This window comes from Saliphagus sp. GCM10025317 (assembly GCF_042663665.1).
Lineage (GTDB): Archaea > Halobacteriota > Halobacteria > Halobacteriales > Natrialbaceae > Natronosalvus.
Map to the genome: position 1 here is coordinate 364,008 of NZ_JBHTAQ010000005.1, position 21,485 is coordinate 385,492.

At 65.7% G+C, this 21,485-nt stretch carries 22 protein-coding genes and 1 tRNA gene; 10 read left to right on the forward strand and 13 right to left on the reverse strand.

Annotated elements, in window-relative coordinates:
* The first annotated feature begins 237 nt into the window (after positions 1–237).
* Together ACFQS4_RS03975 and azf are read left to right on the forward strand one after the other, a co-directional pair.
* Positions 238–522: a hypothetical protein gene (locus ACFQS4_RS03975; protein ID WP_497902400.1), complete on the forward strand. Its 285-nt coding sequence runs from the start codon at positions 238–240 to the stop codon at positions 520–522.
* A gap of 229 nt (positions 523–751) precedes the next feature.
* Positions 752–1,501, forward strand: coding sequence for an NAD-dependent glucose-6-phosphate dehydrogenase Azf (azf, locus tag ACFQS4_RS03980; protein ID WP_497902401.1), 750 nt, complete (start codon positions 752–754; stop codon positions 1,499–1,501).
* A gap of 56 nt (positions 1,502–1,557) precedes the next feature.
* Here azf and ACFQS4_RS03985 read toward each other — a convergent pair whose 3' ends face one another.
* Both ACFQS4_RS03985 and ACFQS4_RS03990 read right to left on the reverse strand, forming a co-directional pair.
* Positions 1,558–1,860 carry a DUF424 domain-containing protein gene (locus ACFQS4_RS03985; protein WP_497903143.1) on the reverse strand — a complete coding sequence of 101 codons (303 nt, stop codon included), beginning with the start codon at positions 1,858–1,860 and terminating at the stop codon, positions 1,558–1,560.
* 215 nt (positions 1,861–2,075) lie between these two features.
* Positions 2,076–2,873 (reverse strand): tetratricopeptide repeat protein, encoded by a 798-nt coding sequence (locus tag ACFQS4_RS03990; protein ID WP_254159184.1) that lies wholly within the window; start codon positions 2,871–2,873, stop codon positions 2,076–2,078.
* Positions 2,874–2,996: 123 nt separating this feature from the next.
* Between ACFQS4_RS03990 and ACFQS4_RS03995 the strand changes: the two genes are divergently transcribed.
* Complete coding sequence (locus ACFQS4_RS03995; protein WP_497902402.1) at positions 2,997–3,989, forward strand: ornithine cyclodeaminase family protein; 993 nt, start codon at positions 2,997–2,999, stop codon at positions 3,987–3,989.
* A gap of 48 nt (positions 3,990–4,037) precedes the next feature.
* On the opposite strand, the gene ACFQS4_RS04000 is transcribed toward ACFQS4_RS03995, so the two are convergent.
* From ACFQS4_RS04000 to ACFQS4_RS04020, 5 genes are all read right to left on the reverse strand, one after another.
* Positions 4,038–4,307 (reverse strand): hypothetical protein, encoded by a 270-nt coding sequence (locus ACFQS4_RS04000; protein WP_500192205.1) that lies wholly within the window; start codon positions 4,305–4,307, stop codon positions 4,038–4,040.
* A 286-nt stretch (positions 4,308–4,593) separates the two neighbouring features.
* The gene (locus ACFQS4_RS04005) at positions 4,594–5,376 is read right to left on the reverse strand and encodes an SAM-dependent methyltransferase (protein ID WP_497902404.1); all 783 of its coding nucleotides are present in this window, start codon (positions 5,374–5,376) and stop codon (positions 4,594–4,596) included.
* A gap of 340 nt (positions 5,377–5,716) precedes the next feature.
* A tRNA-Ser gene (locus tag ACFQS4_RS04010) sits at positions 5,717–5,798 on the reverse strand.
* A 56-nt stretch (positions 5,799–5,854) separates the two neighbouring features.
* A complete protein-coding gene (locus tag ACFQS4_RS04015; RefSeq protein WP_497903144.1) occupies positions 5,855–6,094 on the reverse strand; it encodes a DUF7981 family protein in 240 nt (79 codons plus the stop codon).
* A 25-nt stretch (positions 6,095–6,119) separates the two neighbouring features.
* Positions 6,120–6,500, reverse strand: coding sequence for a Rid family detoxifying hydrolase (locus tag ACFQS4_RS04020; protein ID WP_497902405.1), 381 nt, complete (start codon positions 6,498–6,500; stop codon positions 6,120–6,122).
* A gap of 189 nt (positions 6,501–6,689) precedes the next feature.
* On the opposite strand from ACFQS4_RS04020, the gene ACFQS4_RS04025 reads away from it, so the two are divergent.
* Positions 6,690–7,535, forward strand: coding sequence for a hypothetical protein (locus ACFQS4_RS04025; RefSeq protein WP_497902406.1), 846 nt, complete (start codon positions 6,690–6,692; stop codon positions 7,533–7,535).
* 12 nt (positions 7,536–7,547) lie between these two features.
* Here ACFQS4_RS04025 and lrp read toward each other — a convergent pair whose 3' ends face one another.
* The gene (gene lrp, locus ACFQS4_RS04030) at positions 7,548–8,006 is read right to left on the reverse strand and encodes an HTH-type transcriptional regulator Lrp (RefSeq protein ID WP_497902407.1); all 459 of its coding nucleotides are present in this window, start codon (positions 8,004–8,006) and stop codon (positions 7,548–7,550) included.
* A gap of 125 nt (positions 8,007–8,131) precedes the next feature.
* Here lrp and glnA point away from each other — a divergent pair, with 125 nt between their 5' ends.
* On the forward strand, positions 8,132–9,487 hold the full coding sequence (gene glnA / locus ACFQS4_RS04035; protein WP_497903145.1) for a type I glutamate--ammonia ligase: 1,356 nt from the start codon (positions 8,132–8,134) through the stop codon (positions 9,485–9,487).
* Positions 9,488–9,605: 118 nt separating this feature from the next.
* Here glnA and ACFQS4_RS04040 read toward each other — a convergent pair whose 3' ends face one another.
* Positions 9,606–10,919 carry a YihY/virulence factor BrkB family protein gene (locus tag ACFQS4_RS04040; protein WP_497902408.1) on the reverse strand — a complete coding sequence of 438 codons (1,314 nt, stop codon included), beginning with the start codon at positions 10,917–10,919 and terminating at the stop codon, positions 9,606–9,608.
* 127 nt (positions 10,920–11,046) lie between these two features.
* On the opposite strand from ACFQS4_RS04040, the gene ACFQS4_RS04045 reads away from it, so the two are divergent.
* Positions 11,047–11,304 carry a hypothetical protein gene (locus tag ACFQS4_RS04045; protein ID WP_497902409.1) on the forward strand — a complete coding sequence of 86 codons (258 nt, stop codon included), beginning with the start codon at positions 11,047–11,049 and terminating at the stop codon, positions 11,302–11,304.
* Between the two features lie 36 nt (positions 11,305–11,340).
* Here ACFQS4_RS04045 and ACFQS4_RS04050 read toward each other — a convergent pair whose 3' ends face one another.
* Positions 11,341–12,477: a tRNA (guanine(26)-N(2))-dimethyltransferase gene (locus ACFQS4_RS04050; RefSeq protein WP_497902410.1), complete on the reverse strand. Its 1,137-nt coding sequence runs from the start codon at positions 12,475–12,477 to the stop codon at positions 11,341–11,343.
* Between the two features lie 70 nt (positions 12,478–12,547).
* On the opposite strand from ACFQS4_RS04050, the gene ACFQS4_RS04055 reads away from it, so the two are divergent.
* Complete coding sequence (locus ACFQS4_RS04055) at positions 12,548–12,937, forward strand: hypothetical protein (RefSeq protein ID WP_425494450.1); 390 nt, start codon at positions 12,548–12,550, stop codon at positions 12,935–12,937.
* A gap of 42 nt (positions 12,938–12,979) precedes the next feature.
* Here ACFQS4_RS04055 and ACFQS4_RS04060 read toward each other — a convergent pair whose 3' ends face one another.
* Together ACFQS4_RS04060 and alaS are read right to left on the reverse strand one after the other, a co-directional pair.
* On the reverse strand, positions 12,980–13,639 hold the full coding sequence (locus ACFQS4_RS04060) for a helix-turn-helix domain-containing protein (protein WP_497902411.1): 660 nt from the start codon (positions 13,637–13,639) through the stop codon (positions 12,980–12,982).
* Positions 13,640–13,746: 107 nt separating this feature from the next.
* Positions 13,747–16,518 (reverse strand): alanine--tRNA ligase, encoded by a 2,772-nt coding sequence (alaS, locus tag ACFQS4_RS04065; RefSeq protein ID WP_497902412.1) that lies wholly within the window; start codon positions 16,516–16,518, stop codon positions 13,747–13,749.
* A 342-nt stretch (positions 16,519–16,860) separates the two neighbouring features.
* Between alaS and ACFQS4_RS04070 the strand changes: the two genes are divergently transcribed.
* The 3 genes from ACFQS4_RS04070 to ACFQS4_RS04080 all read left to right on the forward strand — a co-directional run bounded on the left by ACFQS4_RS04070 (position 16,861) and on the right by ACFQS4_RS04080 (position 20,971).
* Entirely contained in the window at positions 16,861–17,517 is a 657-nt protein-coding gene (locus ACFQS4_RS04070; protein WP_497902413.1) for a hypothetical protein, read from the forward strand.
* Positions 17,514–18,251: a hypothetical protein gene (locus ACFQS4_RS04075; protein WP_497902414.1), complete on the forward strand. Its 738-nt coding sequence runs from the start codon at positions 17,514–17,516 to the stop codon at positions 18,249–18,251. Before ACFQS4_RS04070 ends, ACFQS4_RS04075 begins: the two co-directional genes overlap by 4 nt.
* 137 nt (positions 18,252–18,388) lie before the next feature.
* Entirely contained in the window at positions 18,389–20,971 is a 2,583-nt protein-coding gene (locus ACFQS4_RS04080; protein WP_497902415.1) for a GAF domain-containing protein, read from the forward strand.
* On the opposite strand, the gene ACFQS4_RS04085 is transcribed toward ACFQS4_RS04080, so the two are convergent.
* Entirely contained in the window at positions 20,972–21,463 is a 492-nt protein-coding gene (locus ACFQS4_RS04085; RefSeq protein WP_497902416.1) for a hypothetical protein, read from the reverse strand.
* Between the last annotated feature and the right edge of the window lie 22 nt (positions 21,464–21,485).

Below are 21,485 nucleotides of genomic sequence, written 5' to 3' on the forward strand. Positions count from 1 at the left end.
GGCCACGGGTGAAATCGATCGTACAGGATTTCTGACTCGAGACTCACAGGTTTGCTATTCAACGATGAGGTCGAGACACGTGGCCAGCATTCAAACTATAAAACCTATAGTAAGTGAGCGGGTACGACGCTCGAGCGGCAGTCTCCCGCGAGCGGACACCCGGGCCCGTACACGAGTCCAACGGTCGGGACATCGAACGCCGGGAGGTCTATCACGGAAGCGCCTGAAGTGGCACGTATGAACCACCTCGCACCCGCCACCGGCGCCGAGAACCGCTGGCACCTGCCGAACCACGCCCACGTCGTCGTCTACGAGCGGGGCTCCGACGAACGCGGGTTGCTCACGATCTACGACTGCGGGGCAGCCCAGAAACCGCCCTCGGCCCAGTTGCTCGGAACGCTCGAGGCCGTAGACGCACGCGCCAAACTCGAGGACACGCCGACGGGCCGAGTCGTCAGCCTACGCGAGCCGGGCGTGCTCGAGGCCCTCGACGGCGACAGGTATCGCATTCGGCGACGATAAGAGACGATCTGGGGCGACCTCGAGTCGGCAGCGAGGGCAGCCAGAAATTACGAATAACGAATAACGAATCTGAATCACGAACAACGAATAACGAATCTGAATCACGAACAACGAATAACGAATCTGAATCACGAACAACGAATAACGAACCCGAATCACGAACAACGAATAACGAACCCGAATCACGAACCGCACGTTTCTTATCACCCCTGCACTACCACCCGAACGAATGGAACAGTCAGTCCTGCTCACGGGGGCTGGAGGCCGCGTCGGGACCGCGATCCTCGACGACCTCGCCGACGACTACGACTGGCGGCTGCTCGACCGCGAGCCGCTGACCGGCGAGTACGCCGAGACCCACGACTCCGTCGTCGCCGACATCGTCGACGAGACGGCCGTCCGCGAGGCCATGGAGGGCGTCGACGTCGTCATCCACCTCGCGGGCGATCCGCGTCCGGAAGCCCCGTGGGACAGCGTCTTGCGAAACAACATCGACGGCACCCAGACGGTCCTCGAGGCCGCCGTCGACACCGACGTCGAGAAGGTCGTCTTCGCCTCCTCGAACCACGCCGTCGGCGCCTTCGAGACCGACGAGCGGACCCCTGATCTCTACCGCGTCCACGACGAGTTCCGCCTCGACGGGACGGAACTCCCCCGCCCTGGCAACCTCTATGGCGTCTCGAAAGCCGCTGGGGAGACCCTCGGCCGGTACTACCACGACGAGTACGGGCTCTCGGTGTGTTGCGTCCGAATCGGGAACCTCACGAAGGACCACCCGCCCGTCGATTACGAGCGCGGGCAGGCGATGTGGCTCTCCTACCGGGACTGTGCTCACCTCTTCGACCGGGCGATCGAGGCCGATTACGGCTACGAGATCGTCTACGGCATCTCCGACAACGACCGCAAGTACTACTCGCTCGAGCGCGCTCGCGAGGTGCTCGGGTACGAGCCGCGAGACAACTCGGCGGCTCACGAGTGAGGCGGCGGTTGCGAGACGTCAGCTTCTGTAGCGCTCACGTTCACCTTCTGCAGCACTTACATCCGCAGGAACTGGGCGTGCCGCGTCCCCTCGAGCTCGAGGACGTGCTCGGCCTCGACGAACCCGGAGTCGATCGCCACCGACACGGTTTCTTCGCCGACCAGGTTGGCGACACTCGCGCGCGAGAGACTGTCGACGACCGCCTCCTCATCGACCGCGTCGGCCCCCTCGCCGTAGAAGTCCTCGGTGACGGTCAGCGAGGCGCGACCGTCCGGGGCCTCGAAGGACTCGCCGAGGACGTTCCGATCGCAGACTGAGACGAGCAGACCTTTGGGTGTCTGGCGCTCGACGAGTAACATCGGGCCATCGTCGGTATCCTCGTCAACCCCAGCGCCGACATCCGCGTTCACTTCGTCGACGTCCTCGTCAGTCGAAGCGTCAATATTCGCGTTCACTTCGCTGACGTTCTCGCTGGCCCCAACCTCGGCGTCTCCGCTCGAGTCGGCGCTCCCCTCGAGCGCGTCCTCGCCCGATTCGAAGTCATCGTCCGCGTCGGCGTTCGTCGACGTCACGATCACTCACGCATCTGCTCGCGCTCTTCGACCAGTTGCTGTTCGGCCTGCTCGCGCAGTTCGTTCGCCTCTTCGGCGAGCGCCTCGGCCTGCTCGTCCTCGCCTAGCTCCTCGAGAATCCGGGCTTTCTCCTCGAGAACCGGCGCGTTGCGGAGTCCCAGCCTGATCGCGTTGTCGATGGAGTGGAGCGCGTCCTCGGTGAGCCCCCGGTCGGCCAGGAAGAACGCCCGGTTGTACCAGCCCTCGGCGAATCGGTCGTCGACCTCGACGGCCCGCTCAGCGTGGTCGAGGGCTTCGGCCGTCTCGCCGAACTCCCAGAGCGCGTAGGCGAGGTTGGTGTGGGCGGTCGCGGTGTGCTCGGGTGAGGCCCGGTCGTACTCCCCGGCGTCCTCTTCGGCCTCGCGAGCGATCCGGAGGGCCTCACGGTGGGCGCCGATGGCCTCGTCGTACTCCTCGAGTTCGGCGTGGGCGACCCCCTTGTTGACCCAGGCCTCCTGTTCCGTGGCGGGGTCGTCGGTGAACTGCGCGGCGCGCTCGAAGGCCTCGGTGGCCTGCTCGTAGCGGTTGATCTGCGTGTAGCTGAGGCCGACGTCGATCAGTTCCTGGGCGTCGACGTCCTCGCTCCCGATCTGGCGCTCGTCGAGCATGTCGGCGAGCGCCCGCGAGTCGATGGGGTCGACCCTCGAGGGGTCGACGTCGAGTTCGGGCGGATCGAGGTCGAACTCCTCGTAGGACTCGTCGAAGCCGGCTCCCTCCGAGAAGCGGTGCCTGCGGTCTGAATCCTCCTGACGGTCGGTCATGTCCTCGAGTTGGCTAGCTGGCGGGTTAAGGCCTGCGTTCGGGTGACAACCGATCAGTAGGTCGTCTCGAGCGGGGGCGAGGAATTCTCATGTATTAAGTACAGGCCCGCAATATTCGCGGGTATGCAAACGCTCCTGCTGGACAGCGAGGACGTCGACGAGAACGCGATGATGGCGGACGTCATCGGCGCGGTCGAGGACGCCTTCGCCGCCTACGAGCGCGGGGACGCACAGATGCCGGCAAAGTCCTACATCGACCTCCCCCAGTACAACGGGGACTTCCGGTCGATGCCCGCCTACCTCGATGCTGGGGACTGGGACGCCGCCGGGCTGAAGTGGGTCAACGTCCACCCCGATAACCCCGCCGACCACGACCTGCCGACCGTGATGGGGACGATGATCTACTCCGACCCCGAGACCGCGTTTCCGCTCGCCGTAATGGACGGCACCGAACTCACGATGAAACGCACCGGCGCGGCGGCCGCCGTCGCGACGGACTACCTGGCCGTTGAGGACGCCACGAGCCTCGGTATCGTCGGCGCCGGCGTCCAGTCGTACACCCAGCTCGACGCAATTGCCCAGATTCGCCCCATCGAGGAGGTCGTCGTCAGCGACCTGGACGACGAGCGCGTCCGGCGATTTATCGACACCTACGGCGACGACTTCGACGTGCGCGAGGGATCGATCAGCGAGGCCGGCCACTGCGACGTGCTCTCGACGGTGACGCCCGTCGAGACGCCCATCGTCGGCCCCGACGACGTCGGCGAGCACACCCATATCAACGCGATGGGGGCTGACGCCGAGGGCAAGCACGAACTGGCCGACGACCTCCTCCGGGGCGCCCGGATCGTCATCGACGACCACAAGCAGTGCACCCACTCCGGCGAGATCAACGTCCCCTACAACGAGGGCGTCCTCACCGACGACGACATCTACGGCGAGATCGGCCAGATCGTCGTCGGCGAGAAGACGGGCCGCGACGCCGACACCGGCGTCACCGTCTTCGACTCGACCGGCCTCGCGATCCAGGACGTCGCGGCTGCTCACGTCGTCTACGAACAGGCCGCGAGCAACGAGAACGGCTCGCCGTTCGACCTCGTCGGCGTCCAGAAGTAGGCTCGAATCGTTCCTGGAGATTTCCTCGAACAATAGAGTCGGAGAACGTCACTGTGAATGAATCCGATCGACCACTACGTCGCCGTCTTCGGTGATTCTGATGACCCACTGCTCATCGGCCGTTTCCACGTACCTTTTATCGAGCGATTCGACGTACTCATCACTCGTTTCGGAATCGACGGTTCCTCGAATCGTGTATTCGCCAGGTGACTGTATCACGTCCTGCAAAACGTGTCGGGCAGGTCGATCTGAGGAGGCGGCGATCGAAATATTCTCAGCGTAGGTCACGCTCGAGTTCTCGATAACCTGGACGGTCACGTCGTGCTCGCGATCGTGTCGGTTCTCGACCAACAGGTCCGGCGGTTTTTCTTCAACCAGACAATACGTCGGTGTTGGATCTCCCTTCGTGTCGTCGGTATAGCAAACTTCGTCCGACAGATCGGACCCGCCGTTCGTCGGAGAAACACCGGCAAGACATCCCAAAAAAGCAACTATGGTCACGACAAATAGAAGTGCAGGCCGACCCATGGAATTGGTTATGTCGCCGTCATTAAATAACTTAGTACGGTAGCAGGGCTATTTTCTCGAATAGGTTAAAACGGGTCTACTCGAGCAGTTCCGCGAACCCGAAGTTCGGCTTCACGTCCTCGACGCGAACCCGGACCGTCTCTCCCTCTTCGACGTCGGCGACGAACAGGCGGTAGCCCTCCACCGAGGCGATACCGTCGCCCTCCGACCCCGTGTCGATTATCTCGACCTCGAGTTCCTCGCCCACCTCGATCGGGGCGGTCAGGCGTCCCTTGGCGAGGAGGTAGATTTCGGAGGAGGATTGCCGCGAAGCGTCGGGACTGGTCGCTCTGACGTACTGGAACTCGTCCTCGATGTCCGCCCGGAGGGCGTCCACGTCCGCCCCCTCGAACACCTTCACCGCGAAGTCACCACCCGTGTCGAGCAACTCGAGGGCCGTCTCGAAGGCCATTCGGGCGAGGTGAAGCGAGCGCGCCTGGTCTAGCGAGTACTCCCCGGACATGTTCGGCGCCATGTCCGAGACGACGCAGTCGACGGGGCCGTCCGCGGCGTCGAGGACCCGCTTCAGGGTCTTCTCCTGGGTCATGTCCCCTCGGAGCGTCTCCGTGCGGTCGGCGAGTTCGGGATCCTCGAGATCCTTGATTCGCTGGAGGTCGACGCCGATCACCCGCCCGCGGGGGCCGACCTTCTCGGCGGCCACCTGGAGCCAGCCACCGGGGGCCGCGCCGAGGTCGACGACCGTGTCGCCGCCCTCGATCAGCGACTCGAGGTCGTCGAGTTGCTTGAGCTTGTATGCCGCTCTCGAGCGATACCCCTGCTGTTTTGCGCGATTGTAGTAGTCGTCTTTCCCTCGTCCCATCAATCCCCACCTCGAGTCTCGACTCCTCTGTTCGCCGCGCGTCCGAACGCCGGACGGTGGGCGCGATAGTTGGTCATGTCCTGGCAGACGCGCTCGAGGCGGTAAGGCTTGACGCAATCGATTCCACCTCGAGCAGCATGAAGGGCGCGAGTCCGACTCCCCTGGAACGCCTACCCGAGGCAATAGACGCCAGGACAGGGATTTGAACCACGGTCGGACGTGCTCGCTCGCTTCGCTTGCTGTGCGCGACCTCCCTGATTCAAATCCCTTCGTTTGTGTTTCTCGCGTCACGATCGCTCGCGTCGCTACGCGCCGCTCGCGGGGGTTGTGACGCGAGAAACGCCAGGACAGGGATTTGAACCCTGAATCCCGAAAGGGAACACGCTTTCCAGGCGTGCGCCTTACCGTTCGGCCATCCTGGCTCACTCGAGCATAGCCGGGTGGGTCGTTTAACTGTTACGTAAGGAGACGACGGGCGTCACTTCCGTTTCCCGTCCACGCCGTCGTCACCGGCCCGTCCCGTCGCCCACCGTGCCACGCGAGGCTCGAGTCGGTACGCCGCCGTCGCAGTCCCGATGCCGACCACTAGTGCGACCAGTCCCGCTCGAGTCAGTGACACCAGCGGCTCGACGGCGAGGGCGTACCCCTGGACGAGCACGAGGAACGTCATCGCGCCGACGGCACCCCAGAGGACGGCGGATTTCAGGCGGGCGTCCACGTTTACGGCTCCGACCACGACTCCACTACTCGAGGCTGGCGATTGCTTCAATCTCGATCCCGACGCCCTTCGGCAGGTTCGCGACCTCGAAGGCGCTCCGGGCCGGCGGCTCGTCGTCGAAGTAGCTCGCGTAGACCTCGTTCATCGCCTCGAACTCCTCGATGTCGTCGAGGAGGACGGTCATCTTGAGCACGTCGCTCATGCTTGCGCCCGCTTCCTCGAGGACGGCCTCGACGTTGTCGAGGGCCTGCTCGGTCTGGACGTCGATCGGCTCGTCGTCGAGCAGGTCGCCATCGGGCGTGAGCGGAATCTGGCCCGCAGTGAAGACGATCGAGTCGTCGGTCGTTCCCTGGCTGTAGGCGCCGACGGCCGCTGGCGCGTCGTCCGTGCTGATGATGCGCTTCATGTGCGAGGCAACTCGACAGGGTGACTTAAAAACCGGCGAAACGTCCGGGCGGGGTTCGCGAACGAGGCCGACAGTATAAGCCGCCCGCGACCCGATGGCTCACCGATGGGACCCTCGAGGTGGCGTCATGGCGGTGCTTGCTCACGCTCGCGATCACGGTCACGGCCGCGCTGGTTCCTCGCCGCCGTCGTGCTCTTTACGCTCGCCTTCGCTCTCGTCGTCTGCTGGCGCGTCGTTCGAGTGCGTTTCGTCGCCGACCGGCCGTTCTCGCCGCAGTTCGGTGGCCGCTACATCGGCCCCGACTGGGCAGCCCGGAACGGACTCGAGGCCGACCCGGTCGCAGGCGAACTCGAGGATTTCGACGTCTACGAGCGTCCAGGAACCGACCTCGAGTCCGGCCGAGTCGTTGCGTTCGATCCTGACGACGTCCACACCGATGTCCGTCGATTCTACGAACGGACGAGCGACTACGACCTCGCCTACGAAACGCGCTGGCACCGCGGCTTCCGCCTCGGCGCGTGGCTCGCCTCGTTCGCGACCGCTCGCCTGGAGCAGCTCAACCTCCCCGGACGGAGCGACGGGCGGACGCGTCGCCTCGAGAGTCGACTGGCACGGGTTCCGACGTCGGCGGACCCGCGCGATGCCCGCGTCTGGACGCGAACCGATCCCGACTCCGGCGAGGCGGTGTTCGTCGCGATCTACGCGACCCACGAGCGAGCGGGCGTCACGTACGCGAACGTCGCCGTTCCCCTGCCGGGGAGTAACCTCTCGACGGTGCTCCGGCCGGAGCAGTGTTCGCTCGAGTCCGGCGAGGACGGGGTGACTTTCACCACCCGGGGCCCGGGTGACGGCGGCCTCTTTCTGGTGACGCCGCTTGGAGCGGTTCGCCTGCCGATGGAGCAGCGGTTTCGCGTCTGGCCGGTCGCGGGCGGCGGCCACGACCGACTGCACGCCAGCCACGAGATGTGGCTCTTCGGTCGACAGTTTCTGACGATAGAATACGTGATCGAGGCGCGAGAGCGCGACTCGCGGTAGCGCCTCGAGGCGCTACTCGTCGATCTCGAGTTCGAACTGCTCGTTCTCGGAGACGGCGTTGAGGACGACGCTCGTGTTCGACTCCTTGATGTCGGGATCGGTGAGGAGGGCCTTGATCTGGTCGTTCATCCCGTCGGTGTCGGTGAACTTGCCGACGGCGATGACGTCGTAGTCGCCGGTGACCTCGTAGACGGAGATCATCTGCTTGTGCTCCTTGAGCGTCTCGGTGATGTCGGGGAGGGCGTTCCCCTCGACTTTCAGTTGGATGACGGCCGTAACGTCGTAGTCGAGGGCATCGTAGTCGATCTTCGGGGTGTAGCCGTGAATAACGCCGTCGTCCTCGAGGGCAGAGAGGTGGTTCGAGATGGTGGTCACGGAGACGTCGAGGTCCTCGGCGAGGCTCCGGAGGCTCGCCCGGCCGTCGCCCAGAAGTGCATTCACTAACTTTGCGTCGAGATTTTCGTACGTCATCACGTCTACCAACTCACTCCCACCATTAGAACTTTACGAATATCCACTTTCGATCGAGAGACGGGAGATTTGCTCACAACAGCAGGATTTTAGTAGTGGACATCGTTGAGGAGGACGATGAGAAGATGACAAGCGGAAACATCACCCCGACCGAACAGGCGGTGCTGGACGAAATCGAGGAGAAAGGCGTCGATTTCCTCCGGCTCCAGTTCACCGACATCCTCGGCGTCGTCAAAAACGTCGCCGTCCCGGCCCGCCAGGCCGAGAAGGCGTTCACCGAGGGAATCTACTTCGACGGCTCCTCGATCGAAGGCTTCGTGCGGATCCAGGAGTCGGACATGCGCCTCGTGCCCGACCCGGACACGTTCGCCATCCTCCCGTGGAGACAGAGCGGCGAGAGCGCCTCGGCCCGGATGATCTGTGACGTCTACAACACCTCTACCGGCGAGCCCTTCGAGGGCGACCCGCGCTATATTCTGAAGCAGGCGATCGACCGCGCCCAGGACCTCGGCTACTCGATCAACGCCGCGCCCGAACCCGAGTTCTTCCTGTTCGAGGAGGACGAGGAGGGTGGCGCGACGACCGAGACCAACGATGCTGGCGGCTACTTCGACCTCGCGCCGAAGGACCTCGCGAGCGACGTCCGCCGGGACATCATCTACGGCCTCGAGAACATGGGCTTCGAGGTCGAGGCGAGCCACCACGAGGTCGCCGAGGGACAACACGAGATCAACTTCGAGTACGACGACGCGCTCACCACTGCCGACAACGTCGGCACCTTCCGGACGGTCGTGCGCGCCATCGCGGCCCAGCACGGCTACCACGCGACGTTCATGCCGAAGCCGATCCCGCGGATCAACGGCTCCGGGATGCACACGCACATCTCGCTGTTCACCGAGGACGGCGAGAATGCGTTCCACGACGGCGACGACGAGTTCAACCTCTCGAGTACGGCGAAGTCGTTCCTCGCGGGCGTCCTCGAGCACGCCCCGGCGATCACGGCCATTGCGAACCCGATCGTCAACAGCTACAAGCGACTGGTGCCCGGCTACGAGGCGCCCGTCTACGTGGCCTGGTCCGACCGCAACCGCTCGGCGCTCATCCGCAGGCCGGCCGCTCGCGTGCCGGCGGCCTCTCGTATCGAACTGCGCTCGCCCGACCCCTCGTGTAACCCCTACCTCGCGCTGGCGGTCATGATCCACGCGGGTCTCGATGGTATCGAGAAGGACCTCGAGGCGCCCGACCCAGTCCGGGAGAACATCTACGAGTTCGACGGGAAGAAACGCGAAGAGTACGGCATCGAGACGCTGCCGACGAACCTCGGCGAGGCGGTCGACGCCCTCGAGGACGACGAGGTCATCTACGACGCTCTCGGCGAGCACGTCGGCCCGAAGTTCGTCGAGGCGAAGCGCCAGGAGTTCCAGGAGTACCTGGTCGACGTCTCCGAGTGGGAACTCGATCGGTATCTCGAGACGTTCTAGCGCTTCACCGGATCACCGCCCACGTCGCTCGCTGGTTTCGTTCTTCTTCATGCTGTCGGTTGGTGCCGACAAGAGGAGCGCACGGTCGTCCATCGGTTCCTCCTCGAGCCGTCTTCGCTTAGGAGCGCCACTCCGAGACCCGATTACGGAGCCGTCCTGGAAGACCGAGCGCGGAGATGCCGGCGCCGAACAGCACCATCAGCACGTAGACGCCGAGCGTCGACGTCCAGACGACGAGCATCGCAAGGACGGCCCACGGCCCCTCGAGGAAGTAGAACGCGCCCAGGGTCATCGCGGTGCCGTACAGCAAGACGAGGTATGGCCCCCAGCCGTGGGCGTGCCCCCGGCGAACGCGGCGACGGACGTACCGCTTGAGGTCGGCCTCGAGGGACTGGCGCCTGACGGTTCGGTCCTCGACGGAAGTCTCGAAGGACTCGAGCCGATCCTCGAGCTGGCGGAGTTCCTCGCGGAGAGCGGCGGGATCGTCCGCTCGGTCGCGGGTTCTGGACCCCTCGCGCTGTCGTGAGCGTGATCGTGACTGCGGCTCGCTCGCCCCCCGTGCTGGCCCGTCTCGCTCGTCGGCTCCAGTGGCGTCCTCGGACATCGCTTCTGTGGATACCTGTCGTGGCCCGTGACTTTGTAGCTGCCGATCCACGTCAATTCCGGCGAGGACGGCATTGACCACGACGCCGAAGACGACGATTGCGGCGCCGACGTAGAGCCAGATGAGCACGAGCAAGACGGCGCCGAGGACGCCGTAGACGCTGTACCCGCCCACGAACGCGGTGTAGAGCGAGAACACCTGCCCGAGCGCGAACCAGCCGACCGTGGCGATGATCGCCCCCGGTGCGGCTTCCCGGAGGCTCACCGGGACGTCCGGGAAGACGACGTACATGGGGAAGAACGCCGCGAGGAGGCTGATCAGGACGAACACCGTCGTGAGGGCACCGACGGAGAACCCGGGAACGAACTCGACGGCGAACTCGAGGACGGTGACCGCGCTGAAGCCGAGCGTGGCGGCCAGCAGGACGATCATCGAGTCCCAGAGGGTGTTCAGTAGCGAGGACGATCGCACGGTGCCGTAAACGGCCGAGAACATCTGGTCGAGGCCGTGAAGGACGCGACTGGCGCCCCAGATGAGGCCGACGGCGCCGATGGCCGTCGCCCCCTGTCGACCCGTTTCGTCGAGGAGCGTCTCCGCGAGGATCTGCCGGGCGGTAGGCGTTAGTATGTCTTCTGAGACTGCGGCCACCCGGGTTGCCAGCGGCTCGCCGCCGATGGACGCTGCCACGCCGAGGGACAGCAGCGACAGCGGCACGAGGGAGAGGAAGGCGTAGAACGCGACGGCTGCCGACAGCAGCGTCAGTTGTTCGGCCCGTGCGAGCGAGAGGATGCGATAGGTGAGCTGAATCGTGCGGCGACGGTCGATCACGGGTGTGTCTTCTGCAGCGAGGGTAATAGCCCTGCGGACGAGTGGGCCGTAACCTACTGCCTTTCGAGCGGTCGATTCACCGTTGGTATCCACCAGACCTATCGTTCGAACTCCAAAAGGAAGCGACATGATCCAGCGTCGATGTCCCGACTGTGCCGTGACGATGGAGGAGACGACGGTCTGGACCGGAAGCGGCTACGGGCTCCGGATCGACGGCGGCAAGCACGACGGCGTGCTCGGCAAACTCGGTCTCGAGACGACGACGAAACTCGAGGCGGTGTGCTGTCCGGAGTGTGGGCTCGTTCGGCTGTACGCAGATGTGGATGCAGACGGAGACGCGAACGCGAACGGGGACGGAGACGGGGATGAGAATCTCGAGCCCTGACGACCACGCGCGGCTGCGAATCGGGAGGCCCGACGCTCACTCCAGGTTCGCCCTCGTCGCCTCGAGAATCTCGCCCACGTGAGCATCTGTCTTGAACGTCGTCCCGCCGTAGTGGGTCTTCGAGGTCGCGTACCCCACCGCCTCGAGGTCGGCCAGGAAGTCGGCCATCGCGTTGGCGGGCAATCCCCAGTTCTTGCAGAGCTTGTGCTGGTCGTAGTAGGTCGGTTCGTCGAGTTCGGCCTCGAGCGCCTCGAGGAGCGCTCGTCCCGTCTCGGCGGTCCCGAACTCGTCCGGGATTCGGTCGCGAACGTCGGCGACGAACTCGCGATCGCGAACGGGGCCGAGCCAGAGCGGGCCGGCCGCCAGCAGCCGGGCGCCGTCGCAGTTGGGGCACGTATCGAGCGGTAGGTCGGCCGAGGGCGCCAGCCCGAACGCGTACTCGCGGTACAGGCAGTCCTCACAGTGAACCAGAAAGCCCAGCTCCTCGAGGCTGGCGTCCGCGGCGGTCGGCTTTCGGTCGAGTTCGAGGAACGTGCGGACGTAGTGGCTGGTCGCGTGCGTGAGGAGTGGGGTGACGCCGACGTCGAACCGGGCGGCGCTCCGGGCGAGCCCCGAGAGCAGGGTCCGGACGCCCATTTCGGTGTGGTACTCGGTATTTCGCGGCACGGCGCCGTAGGAGCGAATCCCGCTCCTGAAGTGGGCGCCACACAGCGGCGCGGTGTCGGTCGCGGTGACGCAGACGAGGTGGCGACACCGGGCGAATGCCGCGTCGGAAAAGGGCATCGGCGTCCCGTAGGGGTCGAGGTCGATCACGTCGAACACGGCGTCGTGCATCAGGGCGTTGACGTTCCGATGGACGACCTCGGCGTCGACCCCGAGTTCGAAGCCGGCGCGCTCGAGGTTCTCGCTCGCGAGGGCCACGGCGTCCGGCTCGCGATCACAGCAGGTGACGTCCCAGCCGTCGACGGCCGCCCGGAGGCCGCGGACGCCGCTGGCGGTCATCGCGTCCAGGTAGCGTCGGGCCCGTGGCTGGCGTTCGCGAAACGCTCGCAGCGTCGCTATCGTCAGGTCCCGATTCAGCTCCTGGCGGGGGTTGTAGAACACCGACTCCTCGACGCCTTCGGTCTGTTCGCCGGGAACCTCGAACTCGACGCCACCCTCCGTCACGCGCATACCCGTTCTCGGCGGCGGGGGGCGAAAAGCGGTGTGATTTCCACGTTCCCGCCCGGACACCCAAACCGATATGACGGTCCGACAGAGAGTACCGGACGTGCCCGAGTCGAACGCCGATCCCGTCGAGCGCTGGCAGGCCGACCTCGAGGAGGCCGGCGAACTCTCCCCCTCGATCGTCGAGCGCATCTCCCGCCTGCACGGCGACCGCGGGGTGCGCGCCATCGAGGCCGTCGCGGAGGGGCGGGTCAAGGTCTACCGGGATTTCACCGTCGTCGTGGGCTACGAGGACGAGTACGTCGTTGAGGACGGCGGCTGTACCTGTAAGGACAGCGAGTTCAACCTCGATCCTGAGGACCCCACGGCGCTGTGCTGGCACGTCCTGGCCGTCTCGATCGGGCGTCGCGTCGGCCACGTCGACTACCACGACATGTGGTACTCGGACGTGCGTGAGTTTCTGTAGACACCGGGTGAGCGAAACGACCGATTCGAGGCGTAAACGTCGTTACTCGCCCTCATCGGGCCCCGTCACCGCAATCGTGTGCTCGATCAGCGACTCGTAGCCACGTCGCAACCGATTCGAGAGCGCCTGTGGCGTGATGTCCATCTCGCTCGCGACGTCCTCGAGCGTGACCTCTGGCGAGGAGAAGTACCCGCGTTTCCACGCCGTCAACAGCGCCTCGTGTTGCTTGGCCGTGACACCGAACTTCGCCCTAGACTGGGGGTTGGCCCGGTCGTACAGCCGCGTGAGCTCGAACGGGATCCCCCGGTCCTCGCAGTAGGCGCTGAACTGCGAGAGGGCGTCGCCGTCGGGAAACCGCATCCGAAGCTCCCAGCGGTCGTGCTGGGCCGAGGCCTCGAGAATCGTCGCGTCCGTCGACGTGTACGCGTAGACGATTGCATCGACGTCCCGGACCAGGTCGGCCCGGTACAGGGTCGCTTCCCGGAACCGATCGATTCGCGTGAGTCCCCGGACCGACGGGTCGTCCGCGGCGGCGGCCTCGAAGGCGCCAAGATCGACGCCGCTGACCCGGAAGTACGGCGTGATGAGTTCCTCAGTGGCGGCGACGCGCTCGATTTCGACGACGGCGCTCGACTCGGCCTCGAGCGTCTCGTGGAGGGCGAACGCCTCTGTTGGGACGGAAAACTCCGCGAATAGCGCCATCGTCGTCGGTCATGGGACGAGCGGCGCTAAAAACCCCTGGCCTCCCTGGGACGGCAATCGCGGGGACAGCCCCGTCGGGAATCGCAGGGACGGTCGTCGAGCCCGACTCAGGCGTCCAGTACCTGTCGAAGCACGTCGGGCGCGTCCTCGAGCGCCTCGTCGAGGGCGTCGACGTTCGGTCCGCCACCCTGGGCGAAGTCGGCCGGGCCGCCGCCGCCACCGCCGACTCGCGAGGCGAGTTCGCCGACGACCTCGCCGGCGTTGACGTCGGCGCCGTCGGGGACCGCGACGACGAACTGTGCGCCGCTCTCGCCGGAGCCGATGACGGCGATCTTGCCCTCGTCCGCGAGGGCGTTGGCCGTCGCCCGGAGTTCGTCCATGTCAGCGTCGATCCGCTGGACGACGGCGGTCGTCTCGCCGACCTCGACCTCCTCGCCGCCGCCACCACCGCTGGCGCGGGCGCTCGCGAGCTGTTCTTTCAGGGCTTCGATCTCCTTGCCGCGAGCCTTCCACTCCTCGAAGAAGCGCTCGGCAGTATCCGGGACGTTCTCGGGGGAGACGTCGAGGGCCTCGGCGGCCCCGTAGAGGGCGTCCTCGGTCCGCTGAGTGGACTTGACGGCCGCGTCGCCGGCGGCGAAGACGAGTCGCTCGACGCCGTCCTGGACGCGCTCGGTGGTCAGGATCTTGATCGCGCCGATGTCGCCCGTGCGGGCGACGTGGGTGCCGCCGCAGGCCTGGACGTCCTCGGCGACGTGGATGAGTCGGATGTTCGTTCCCGGCGGAATCCCGCCCTGGTAGAGGTCGAAGCCGTGTTCGGCCTCGGCCTCGTGCCGGTGGGGCCACTCCTGGTCGACGGAGACGTTGTCCATCACCATGCCGTTGGCGACGCGCTCGATGCGTTTGACGGCCTCCCGGGAGATCCGGTTGTAGTGACGGATGTCGACCCGCGAGGACTCGACGCCCTTCTGGGCGCCCGCCTGGCGGACGTGCTCGCCCAGCACCTGTCGGGCGGCGTGCATGACGATGTGGGTCGCCGTGTGGTGGCGCATCAACTGGCGCCGACGGGGGGCGTCGAGTTGCCCCTTGACGAACTCGCCCTTCCCCGGATCCTCGTCGGTCCGGTGGGTGACGACGCCGTCATCGATCTGGACGTCGAGCACGTCGACGGTCTTCTCCTCGCTCGAGAGCGTGCCCCGATCCGCGGGCTGGCCGCCACCCTCGGGGTAGAACATCGTCTGGTCGAGCACGACGTCGAAGCCCTCCTCGCGGTCGAACACGTCGAGGACGACCGCCTCGAACTGGGTTCGCTGCTGGTCGTCGTAGTACAGTTTCTCCGTCTCGGGGAGGTCGGCGAATCGCTCGTCGCCCTCCTCGGTGACTTCCTCGACCGTCGTCGTGTCGTGGCGGTCGGCGACGAGACTGTAGAAGTCGTCGGGCACGTCCACGTCGGCGCCGGCGTCGGCGGCAATCTCCTCGACCATGTCGGGCTGGATGCCGTGGCTGTCGTAGAGTTCGATCAGTTCCTCGAGGGGGATCGACTCGCCTTTCTTCGCGTACTCCGCAGCGAGGGCTTCGACCCGCCGGCCGCCGCGCTCGAGCGTCTCGCGGTACTTCTCGACCTCGGTGCGGACGATATCCCGGACGGTGTCGCGGTTCTCGTACCCCAGGCGTTCGGCCTGCATGTCGACGAGTTCGTCGAGGGGCGCATCGACGCCGACCGTATCGCACAGCCGCTTCGTTCGCCGGAGCACCATCCGCGCGAGGTAGCCCGTGCCGACGTTCGAGGGGACGATGCCGTCGCCGAACATGTACGCGAGGGTCCGGCAGTGGTCGGCGATGGCGTAGATTCGCTCGAGGGGCTCGACGAGGTCGCGGAGGTCGCCGACGTCGACGCCGAGTTCGTCGGCAATGTCACCGCGGGCGGCCTCGACGTCGTCGACGTCGTCGATGTCGAGCTGGCCCGAGAGCCGCGCCGCCCGGGCGACGAGGTCGGCTTCTTCGTCGGTGTACTCGAGGCCCGCGTTGTCCTTCAGGAAGTCGATCATCTCGGGGTAGATCGCTTCGTAGACCGTCGCCGTCCCCTGGCTCATCCAGGTCCAGCGCTCGAGGCCGTAGCCCGTGTCGACGATGTAGGTATCCATGAAGGAGTAGGTGTTCCCGTCCTTGAGTTCGTACTCGCCGTCGGGGTCCTGCTCCATGCACATGAAGACCAGCGTGGCCAGCTCGAGGCCCTTGTAGATGACCTCGATGGCGGGCCCGGCGTTGCCGCCGCCGACCCACGGGTCCTCGATGTAGGTGACGTCGGTGATGTCCGCGCCCAGGGAGTCGAGCAGTTCGTCACAGAGTTCGACGGTGCGGTCCTTCCAGTAGACCTCGCCCTCGTAGGCGTACTCCTCCTCGGCGTCCTCGCGGACGTTGAACGCGTGGTGGGCCATCATCTCGAAGGCCATCGTGTGCCGGCCCGTCTTGCCCACGTTGTCGATGTCCTGCATCCGGATGCAGGGCTGGCTGACGGTCAGCGGGTTCGCCGGCGGCGGCGTCTTCCCCGAGGTGACCAGCGGCTGGAAGTCGTAGATCGACGCCTGGGTCAACAGGACGTCGTCGCGCCAGCGATTGGCCGCTACCGGGTACGGATCGATGCGCTCGTGGTCGTGGTCCTCGAAGAACGAGAGGAACGCCTCGCGCATCTCCTCGAGGGTGTACTCCTCGGCGAACCCCGGTTCGTCGATGAAGTCGTATTGCTCACAGGGCGGTTCCCCGCAGGTCTGGCGATCGTGATCGCGCGTCCAGAAATGTGCCCCACAGGAGGGACACTCCTTTCGCTCGAACCCCTCCTCCTCGAAATACTCGAGTCGGTACTCCTCCTCCAGTTCACTCATTCGTACCTCATACTGGCCGTGCAGGCGGTAAAACAGTTGCGCAACGGGTCTCACGGCTCATTCTCTGGGCGCCTGGAACGCCCATCTGTCCGACCCGCGTGTCGCTCGAATCGACTATTGCGGGACGAACAGATCACGAAATAAATAAGTACTCTCAGTTGTATTTTCCGTTATAATATTAGAGATCGAATATGTATCTCGACTCGGGCGACGGCCCTCTCGAGGACGCGACGGGCCGACCCTCCTCCGTCCGTCGACGACGGTCGCGGCCACGGCTGTGGCTACGGTCGCAGTCTCAGCCACGGCTACGGCTGCAATAGCAAACGAGGTCGAGTATCGACGATGACGTCGCGACGATCCCTGCTGCGGAAAATCGGCCTGACCGGTCTCGGCACGGCCACTGGCATCGCCCTCCTCCCGACACCCCCGCACTCGACCGCACTCCACGGCACGGTCGAGGGCGCTGAACCGCCCGCGGCCGCCGCCGACTGGATCGGCACGGAAATCACTACCGAGAACGAGACGCCTGTCGGCCGCTACCACTATGCACCGACGCGCGACGGGTTCGTCCCCACGGCGCCGTTCAACGTCGTGCTGATACCCGCTGCGGACGGTGAGGCGGGCCTCGAGCGCGTCATGACCGTTCTGGACGAGGAGGGCTGGGTCCGAAATCCGGTGGAATACACGCGATTCGGCTGGGATCGAACGACCGACTCGTACGTCCGCCAGCAGGCGACCGCCGCTCAAACCTACTGGGGGGCCAGCGGTCGGCGCCACGTCCGGTGCTGGTCGTTCGAGAACGTCGTCTCGATGCAGGCTCACGAGGATACCGGCGCCCGCCCAAAACACGGCATCGCCTCCTACCGGCGGGGACGAGAGACCATCGAGGCGATCTTCGACGCCGCTGGCTGGCGGGTCTCCCCCGGGACGATCGATCTGACCAACGAATCCGGCCCGGATCACGACGGACGCACGACGCTCATCGTGGAGGACTCGTGAGTACCGACGTCCCCTCCCTCCCCGAGCGAGCGACACCCGGCACCGTCCTCGAGCTCCTGGACCACCCCTGGATCGGCCTCGAGCGCCGGCGGACGGTCGCCGTGGGGGTGTACCTGTGTGGCCTCCTCGCACTGTTTTTGATCGGCTACTTCGGTGGACACGTGAGGATCGACGACGTCGTCCTCGACTCGCTGACGGTCGGCTTCGATTCCGTCAGAATGATCGCCATCGCGCTCGTCACCCCGACGATCCTGCTGATTCCGTTCTGTTACGCGGCCTGGAACGGTGGCCCGGCGCTCTCGTTCACGCTGCCGCTCGTACCGGTGACCATCGGGGACCTCCTCGCCGGCGGGTACGTCCTCGACCTGGACGTCGCGCTCGCGTTGACCGTCGGCGCGAGCGCGGCCGCCGTCGCGCTCGCGTTGACCGTCGGCGCGAGCGCGGCCGCCGTCGCGCTCGTGTCCGTCGACGTTCGGCAACTCGGCTCGGTTCAGGTGTGGCGCTCGAGCGAGGTCGACACCGATAGTGATCGACTCCTGTTCGTCACGTCGCTCGCGATCGTGGCGGCCGTGGGCGTCGGTCGGTTCGTCGCCGTCGCGCCGGCGTACGTGCTCGAGTGGTACGCCCCGTTCGGCGGCCTCTGGTTCGTCACCGCCGCGATCCTCGGGTTCTACTGGGTACGGTGGGCGTGGTCGCTGTCGGCGGATCGCGCCCGCTCGCGCGAGTCGGTCTGACGGCGAGCGCGGTCTCGACTGAACTCACCTGGATGGCTCCGAAGAATTCCGGCACTGAACAACCCACAGATATATGTTAGATATCGCCCATTCTACGGTAACTCGAGCGTCGTTTCCAGCGTTCCGCCTCACCAGCTATGACCGATACCGTCCTCTACGTAACTGCTCCCGATGCCGGGCCGTCGGCCGATACGACCAGGTCCGAAGGCGTTCTCGAACTCGAACGCGAACTCGAGCGGGTGGCCCCGCGGTCGTCCGTCGAGTGCGTCGACTCGATCGAGGCCATCGACGAGCGCGTCGCCGCTGCGGACTGCGTCGTCTTCGAGGAGGACGCGACCGGTGACGCGCCGCCGATCGAAGCCGTCGCCGTTGCCTGTACTGGAACGCCGCTCATCTATTACGGTAATCCCGACCGTGCCTCTGTTGCCGATCCAGACCACGAGCCCGACGCCGATCCCAACCACGACCTCACCACCGACTCGCACGTCGATTCCACCTCGATCCGCGCCTTCGAGGGCGTCGACGGGTTCGTTCGCCGGACCGACGACTCGGCGGTTCACCTGGCCGACGAGATTGCCTGGCAGTGCGGACGGCAGCCGCGACAATCGACGGCGACCGCCACGTCGGACGAAAATGACGACCGCCCGAAGGTCGCTCGCCTCCACCAGATGACGACTCGCCTCGTCGCGTGTCGCTCCGAGGAACGTCTCCTCGACCTCGCCATCGAGTCGGCCGAAGACATCCTCGGATTCGACGCGTCGTCGATCTCGCTCGCCGAAGAGCGAGACGGCGAGACGAAACTGGTGATTCGCGCCGGCTCGGACGAGTTCGACGACATCTCGCGAGCCCACGATCTCTCGGAGGGAATCCTCGGCAAGACATACCGGGAACAACGCTCGTTCCTGCTCGAGGAGGTGGCGGATCACCCCGACGCCCGTCCGCACGAGGACGGCTACCGATCGGCGATCAGCGTCCCGATCGAGGAGTTCGGCGTCTTTCAGGCAATCTCGACCGAGGAACGCGCCTACGACGAATCGGACCTCGAGTTCGCCGAGTTGCTCGTGACGTACGTCGCCCAGACGCTCAGTCGCCTCCGCGTCGCGGAGACGATGCGCGAACGGCGCGAGCGCCTGACCAGGCTCCACGAGGGGACGACCAAAATCGTCGGCTCGACCGACGAGGCGACGGTCTACGAGCGCGCGCTCGAGACGACGGAGACGGTGCTCGAACTCGACATCTGCGTCTTCCTCTCGGCGGACCTCGAGTCCGAGGAACTCGTCCCCGAGGCCTACTCGGACACGATGGACGAGCGATTGGCCAGGAGGGTGCCCCTCGACCACGGAATCGTCGGTGAGACCTACCAACAGGGTGAGCCGTCGATCATCGACGAAGTCGTGATCGAGGACCCGGAAATCGAGGGCCTGGAACGATTCAAGTCGGCTATGACCGTGCCCCTCGGGGAGTACGGCGTCTTCCAGGCAGTCTCCGAGCAATCACACGCCTTCAACGACGTCGACCTCGAACTGGCGGAACTCCTGTGTGCGCACGTGACCGAAGCCATCGGCAGGGCGCGGGCCGAAGCCAGCCTCGTCGAGGAACGGGATCGACTCTCGGCGCTGTTCGACAACGTCCCCGACCCCGCCGTCCAGTATTACCTCTCGGACGGCGAACCGACCGTTCGGGCGGTCAACGACCGATTCGAGGAGGTCTTCGGATTCGACACCGAGACTGTTCTGCACGAGGACGTCGACGACTACATCATCCCGCCGGGGTACGAGGACGAAGCACGTCGGCTCAACGAGGCGCTGTTCGCCGGCGAAACCCTGCGCGTGGTCACGCGGCGGCGAACCGCGACCGACGTTCGGGACTTCCTGGTCAACGTCGTCCCCCTCACCGCCGGCGAACGAAGCGTCGAGGGGTACGCCATCTACACTGACATCACCGACCAGAAGCGCCACGAACGCGCGCTCACGGCGAAGAACGAGCGCTTGGACGAGTTCGCCAGCATCGTCAGCCACGACCTCCGGAACCCGCTCAACGTCGCCCAGGGCTACCTCGAGTTGCTCGACGAGACTGGCGATCAGTCTCATCTCGGGGAAATCGACGACGCACTCGATCGGATGGACGAACTCATCGAACGCCTGCTCACGCTCTCGCGACGCGGCGACGTGATCGACGACACCGAACCCCTCGAGATCCACGCCGTCGCGACGGAGGCCTGGTCGGCAGTCGACACCGCCGGGGCGACGCTGCAACTCGGCGAGAACCAGCCGCTCGAGGCCGACCGGGCGCGACTTCGGGAAGCGCTCGAGAACCTGTTTCGAAATTCGGTGGAACACGGCTCGAGCGAATCCGGCAGGGATCGAAACGGCGACGCGAGCGACCTGACCATCACCGTCGGTGCCCTCGAGGACGGCTTCTTCGTCGCCGACGACGGCGTCGGCATTCCGTCGGACGAGCGCCAGTCCGTGTTCGAAACCGGATATACGACCACCAGTGGCGGCACCGGGTTCGGACTGAACATCGTCGATCAAATCGCCCGGGCGCACGGTTGGACCGTCGAGGTTACCGAGAGCGACGCGGGTGGTGCGCGATTCGAGTTCCGGGAAGGGTCGCCCAAGGACGCTGCGTCGGAACCGGTTCCCGAGTCCACTGGCGGTACCGACCACCGCCACCCCGACCTCGAGCCACCGGCCGACGGCGGTGACCCATCGGCGTAGTTATCGGTAGGCAATCCCGATCGACAGCAACGACGCGAGACCCGCGCCTGTAACCAGCAGAACCACGAGTCCGGCACCAACCTCGAGCCAGATGGCCCCCGCGAGTGGGAGGACCAACACGCCACAGAGCATCGCGGCGGTTCCGAGTCGCTTTCCGGTTTCGCGATCGACGTTTGGCGTCGTCAGCAGGTCTCGGCGGTCGTAGCGCCGGACTGCCCACCCCAGCCCGATACAGAGCGCGCTCGTCCCGAGGACCACAGTGGTTCCGACGACGCGTTCGGATAGCTCGAGGTCGATCGCGACCGCGAGCGCGAGCATCGACGCTCCGACGACGCTCATCACGAGCGCGTTCGCTCGAGCGCCCCCGTCGTCCGCGGGATCCGTCCTGTACGCGCGACGGATCCAGCTGCCGTGGCGCAGGCTCGCCAGGGCGAGGGCGAGACAGCCGACGCCGACGAGGCCGACGATTGCGGCGCCGGGATCGACCATCATGCTCGAAACGAGAACTGTCGTC

Excerpts from the sequence above, each read along its gene's own strand:
- ACFQS4_RS04070 (WP_497902413.1), top strand. The coding sequence starts at position 16,861 with ATGACGTCGCGACGATCCCTGCTGCGGAAAATCGGCCTGACCGGTCTC.
- ACFQS4_RS03990 (WP_254159184.1), bottom strand. The coding sequence starts at position 2,873 with ATGACCGACCGTCAGGAGGATTCAGACCGCAGGCACCGCTTCTCGGAG.
- ACFQS4_RS04050 (WP_497902410.1), bottom strand. The coding sequence starts at position 12,477 with ATGCGCGTGACGGAGGGTGGCGTCGAGTTCGAGGTTCCCGGCGAACAG.
- ACFQS4_RS04060 (WP_497902411.1), bottom strand. The coding sequence starts at position 13,639 with ATGGCGCTATTCGCGGAGTTTTCCGTCCCAACAGAGGCGTTCGCCCTC.
- glnA (WP_497903145.1), top strand. The coding sequence starts at position 8,132 with ATGACAAGCGGAAACATCACCCCGACCGAACAGGCGGTGCTGGACGAA.
- lrp (WP_497902407.1), bottom strand. The coding sequence starts at position 8,006 with ATGACGTACGAAAATCTCGACGCAAAGTTAGTGAATGCACTTCTGGGC.
- ACFQS4_RS03995 (WP_497902402.1), top strand. The coding sequence starts at position 2,997 with ATGCAAACGCTCCTGCTGGACAGCGAGGACGTCGACGAGAACGCGATG.
- ACFQS4_RS04020 (WP_497902405.1), bottom strand. The coding sequence starts at position 6,500 with ATGAAGCGCATCATCAGCACGGACGACGCGCCAGCGGCCGTCGGCGCC.
- ACFQS4_RS03985 (WP_497903143.1), bottom strand. The coding sequence starts at position 1,860 with ATGTTACTCGTCGAGCGCCAGACACCCAAAGGTCTGCTCGTCTCAGTC.
- ACFQS4_RS04045 (WP_497902409.1), top strand. The coding sequence starts at position 11,047 with ATGATCCAGCGTCGATGTCCCGACTGTGCCGTGACGATGGAGGAGACG.
- alaS (WP_497902412.1), bottom strand. The coding sequence starts at position 16,518 with ATGAGTGAACTGGAGGAGGAGTACCGACTCGAGTATTTCGAGGAGGAG.
- ACFQS4_RS04080 (WP_497902415.1), top strand. The coding sequence starts at position 18,389 with ATGACCGATACCGTCCTCTACGTAACTGCTCCCGATGCCGGGCCGTCG.
- ACFQS4_RS04055 (WP_425494450.1), top strand. The coding sequence starts at position 12,548 with ATGACGGTCCGACAGAGAGTACCGGACGTGCCCGAGTCGAACGCCGAT.
- ACFQS4_RS04085 (WP_497902416.1), bottom strand. The coding sequence starts at position 21,463 with ATGATGGTCGATCCCGGCGCCGCAATCGTCGGCCTCGTCGGCGTCGGC.
- ACFQS4_RS04005 (WP_497902404.1), bottom strand. The coding sequence starts at position 5,376 with ATGGGACGAGGGAAAGACGACTACTACAATCGCGCAAAACAGCAGGGG.
- ACFQS4_RS03975 (WP_497902400.1), top strand. The coding sequence starts at position 238 with ATGAACCACCTCGCACCCGCCACCGGCGCCGAGAACCGCTGGCACCTG.
- azf (WP_497902401.1), top strand. The coding sequence starts at position 752 with ATGGAACAGTCAGTCCTGCTCACGGGGGCTGGAGGCCGCGTCGGGACC.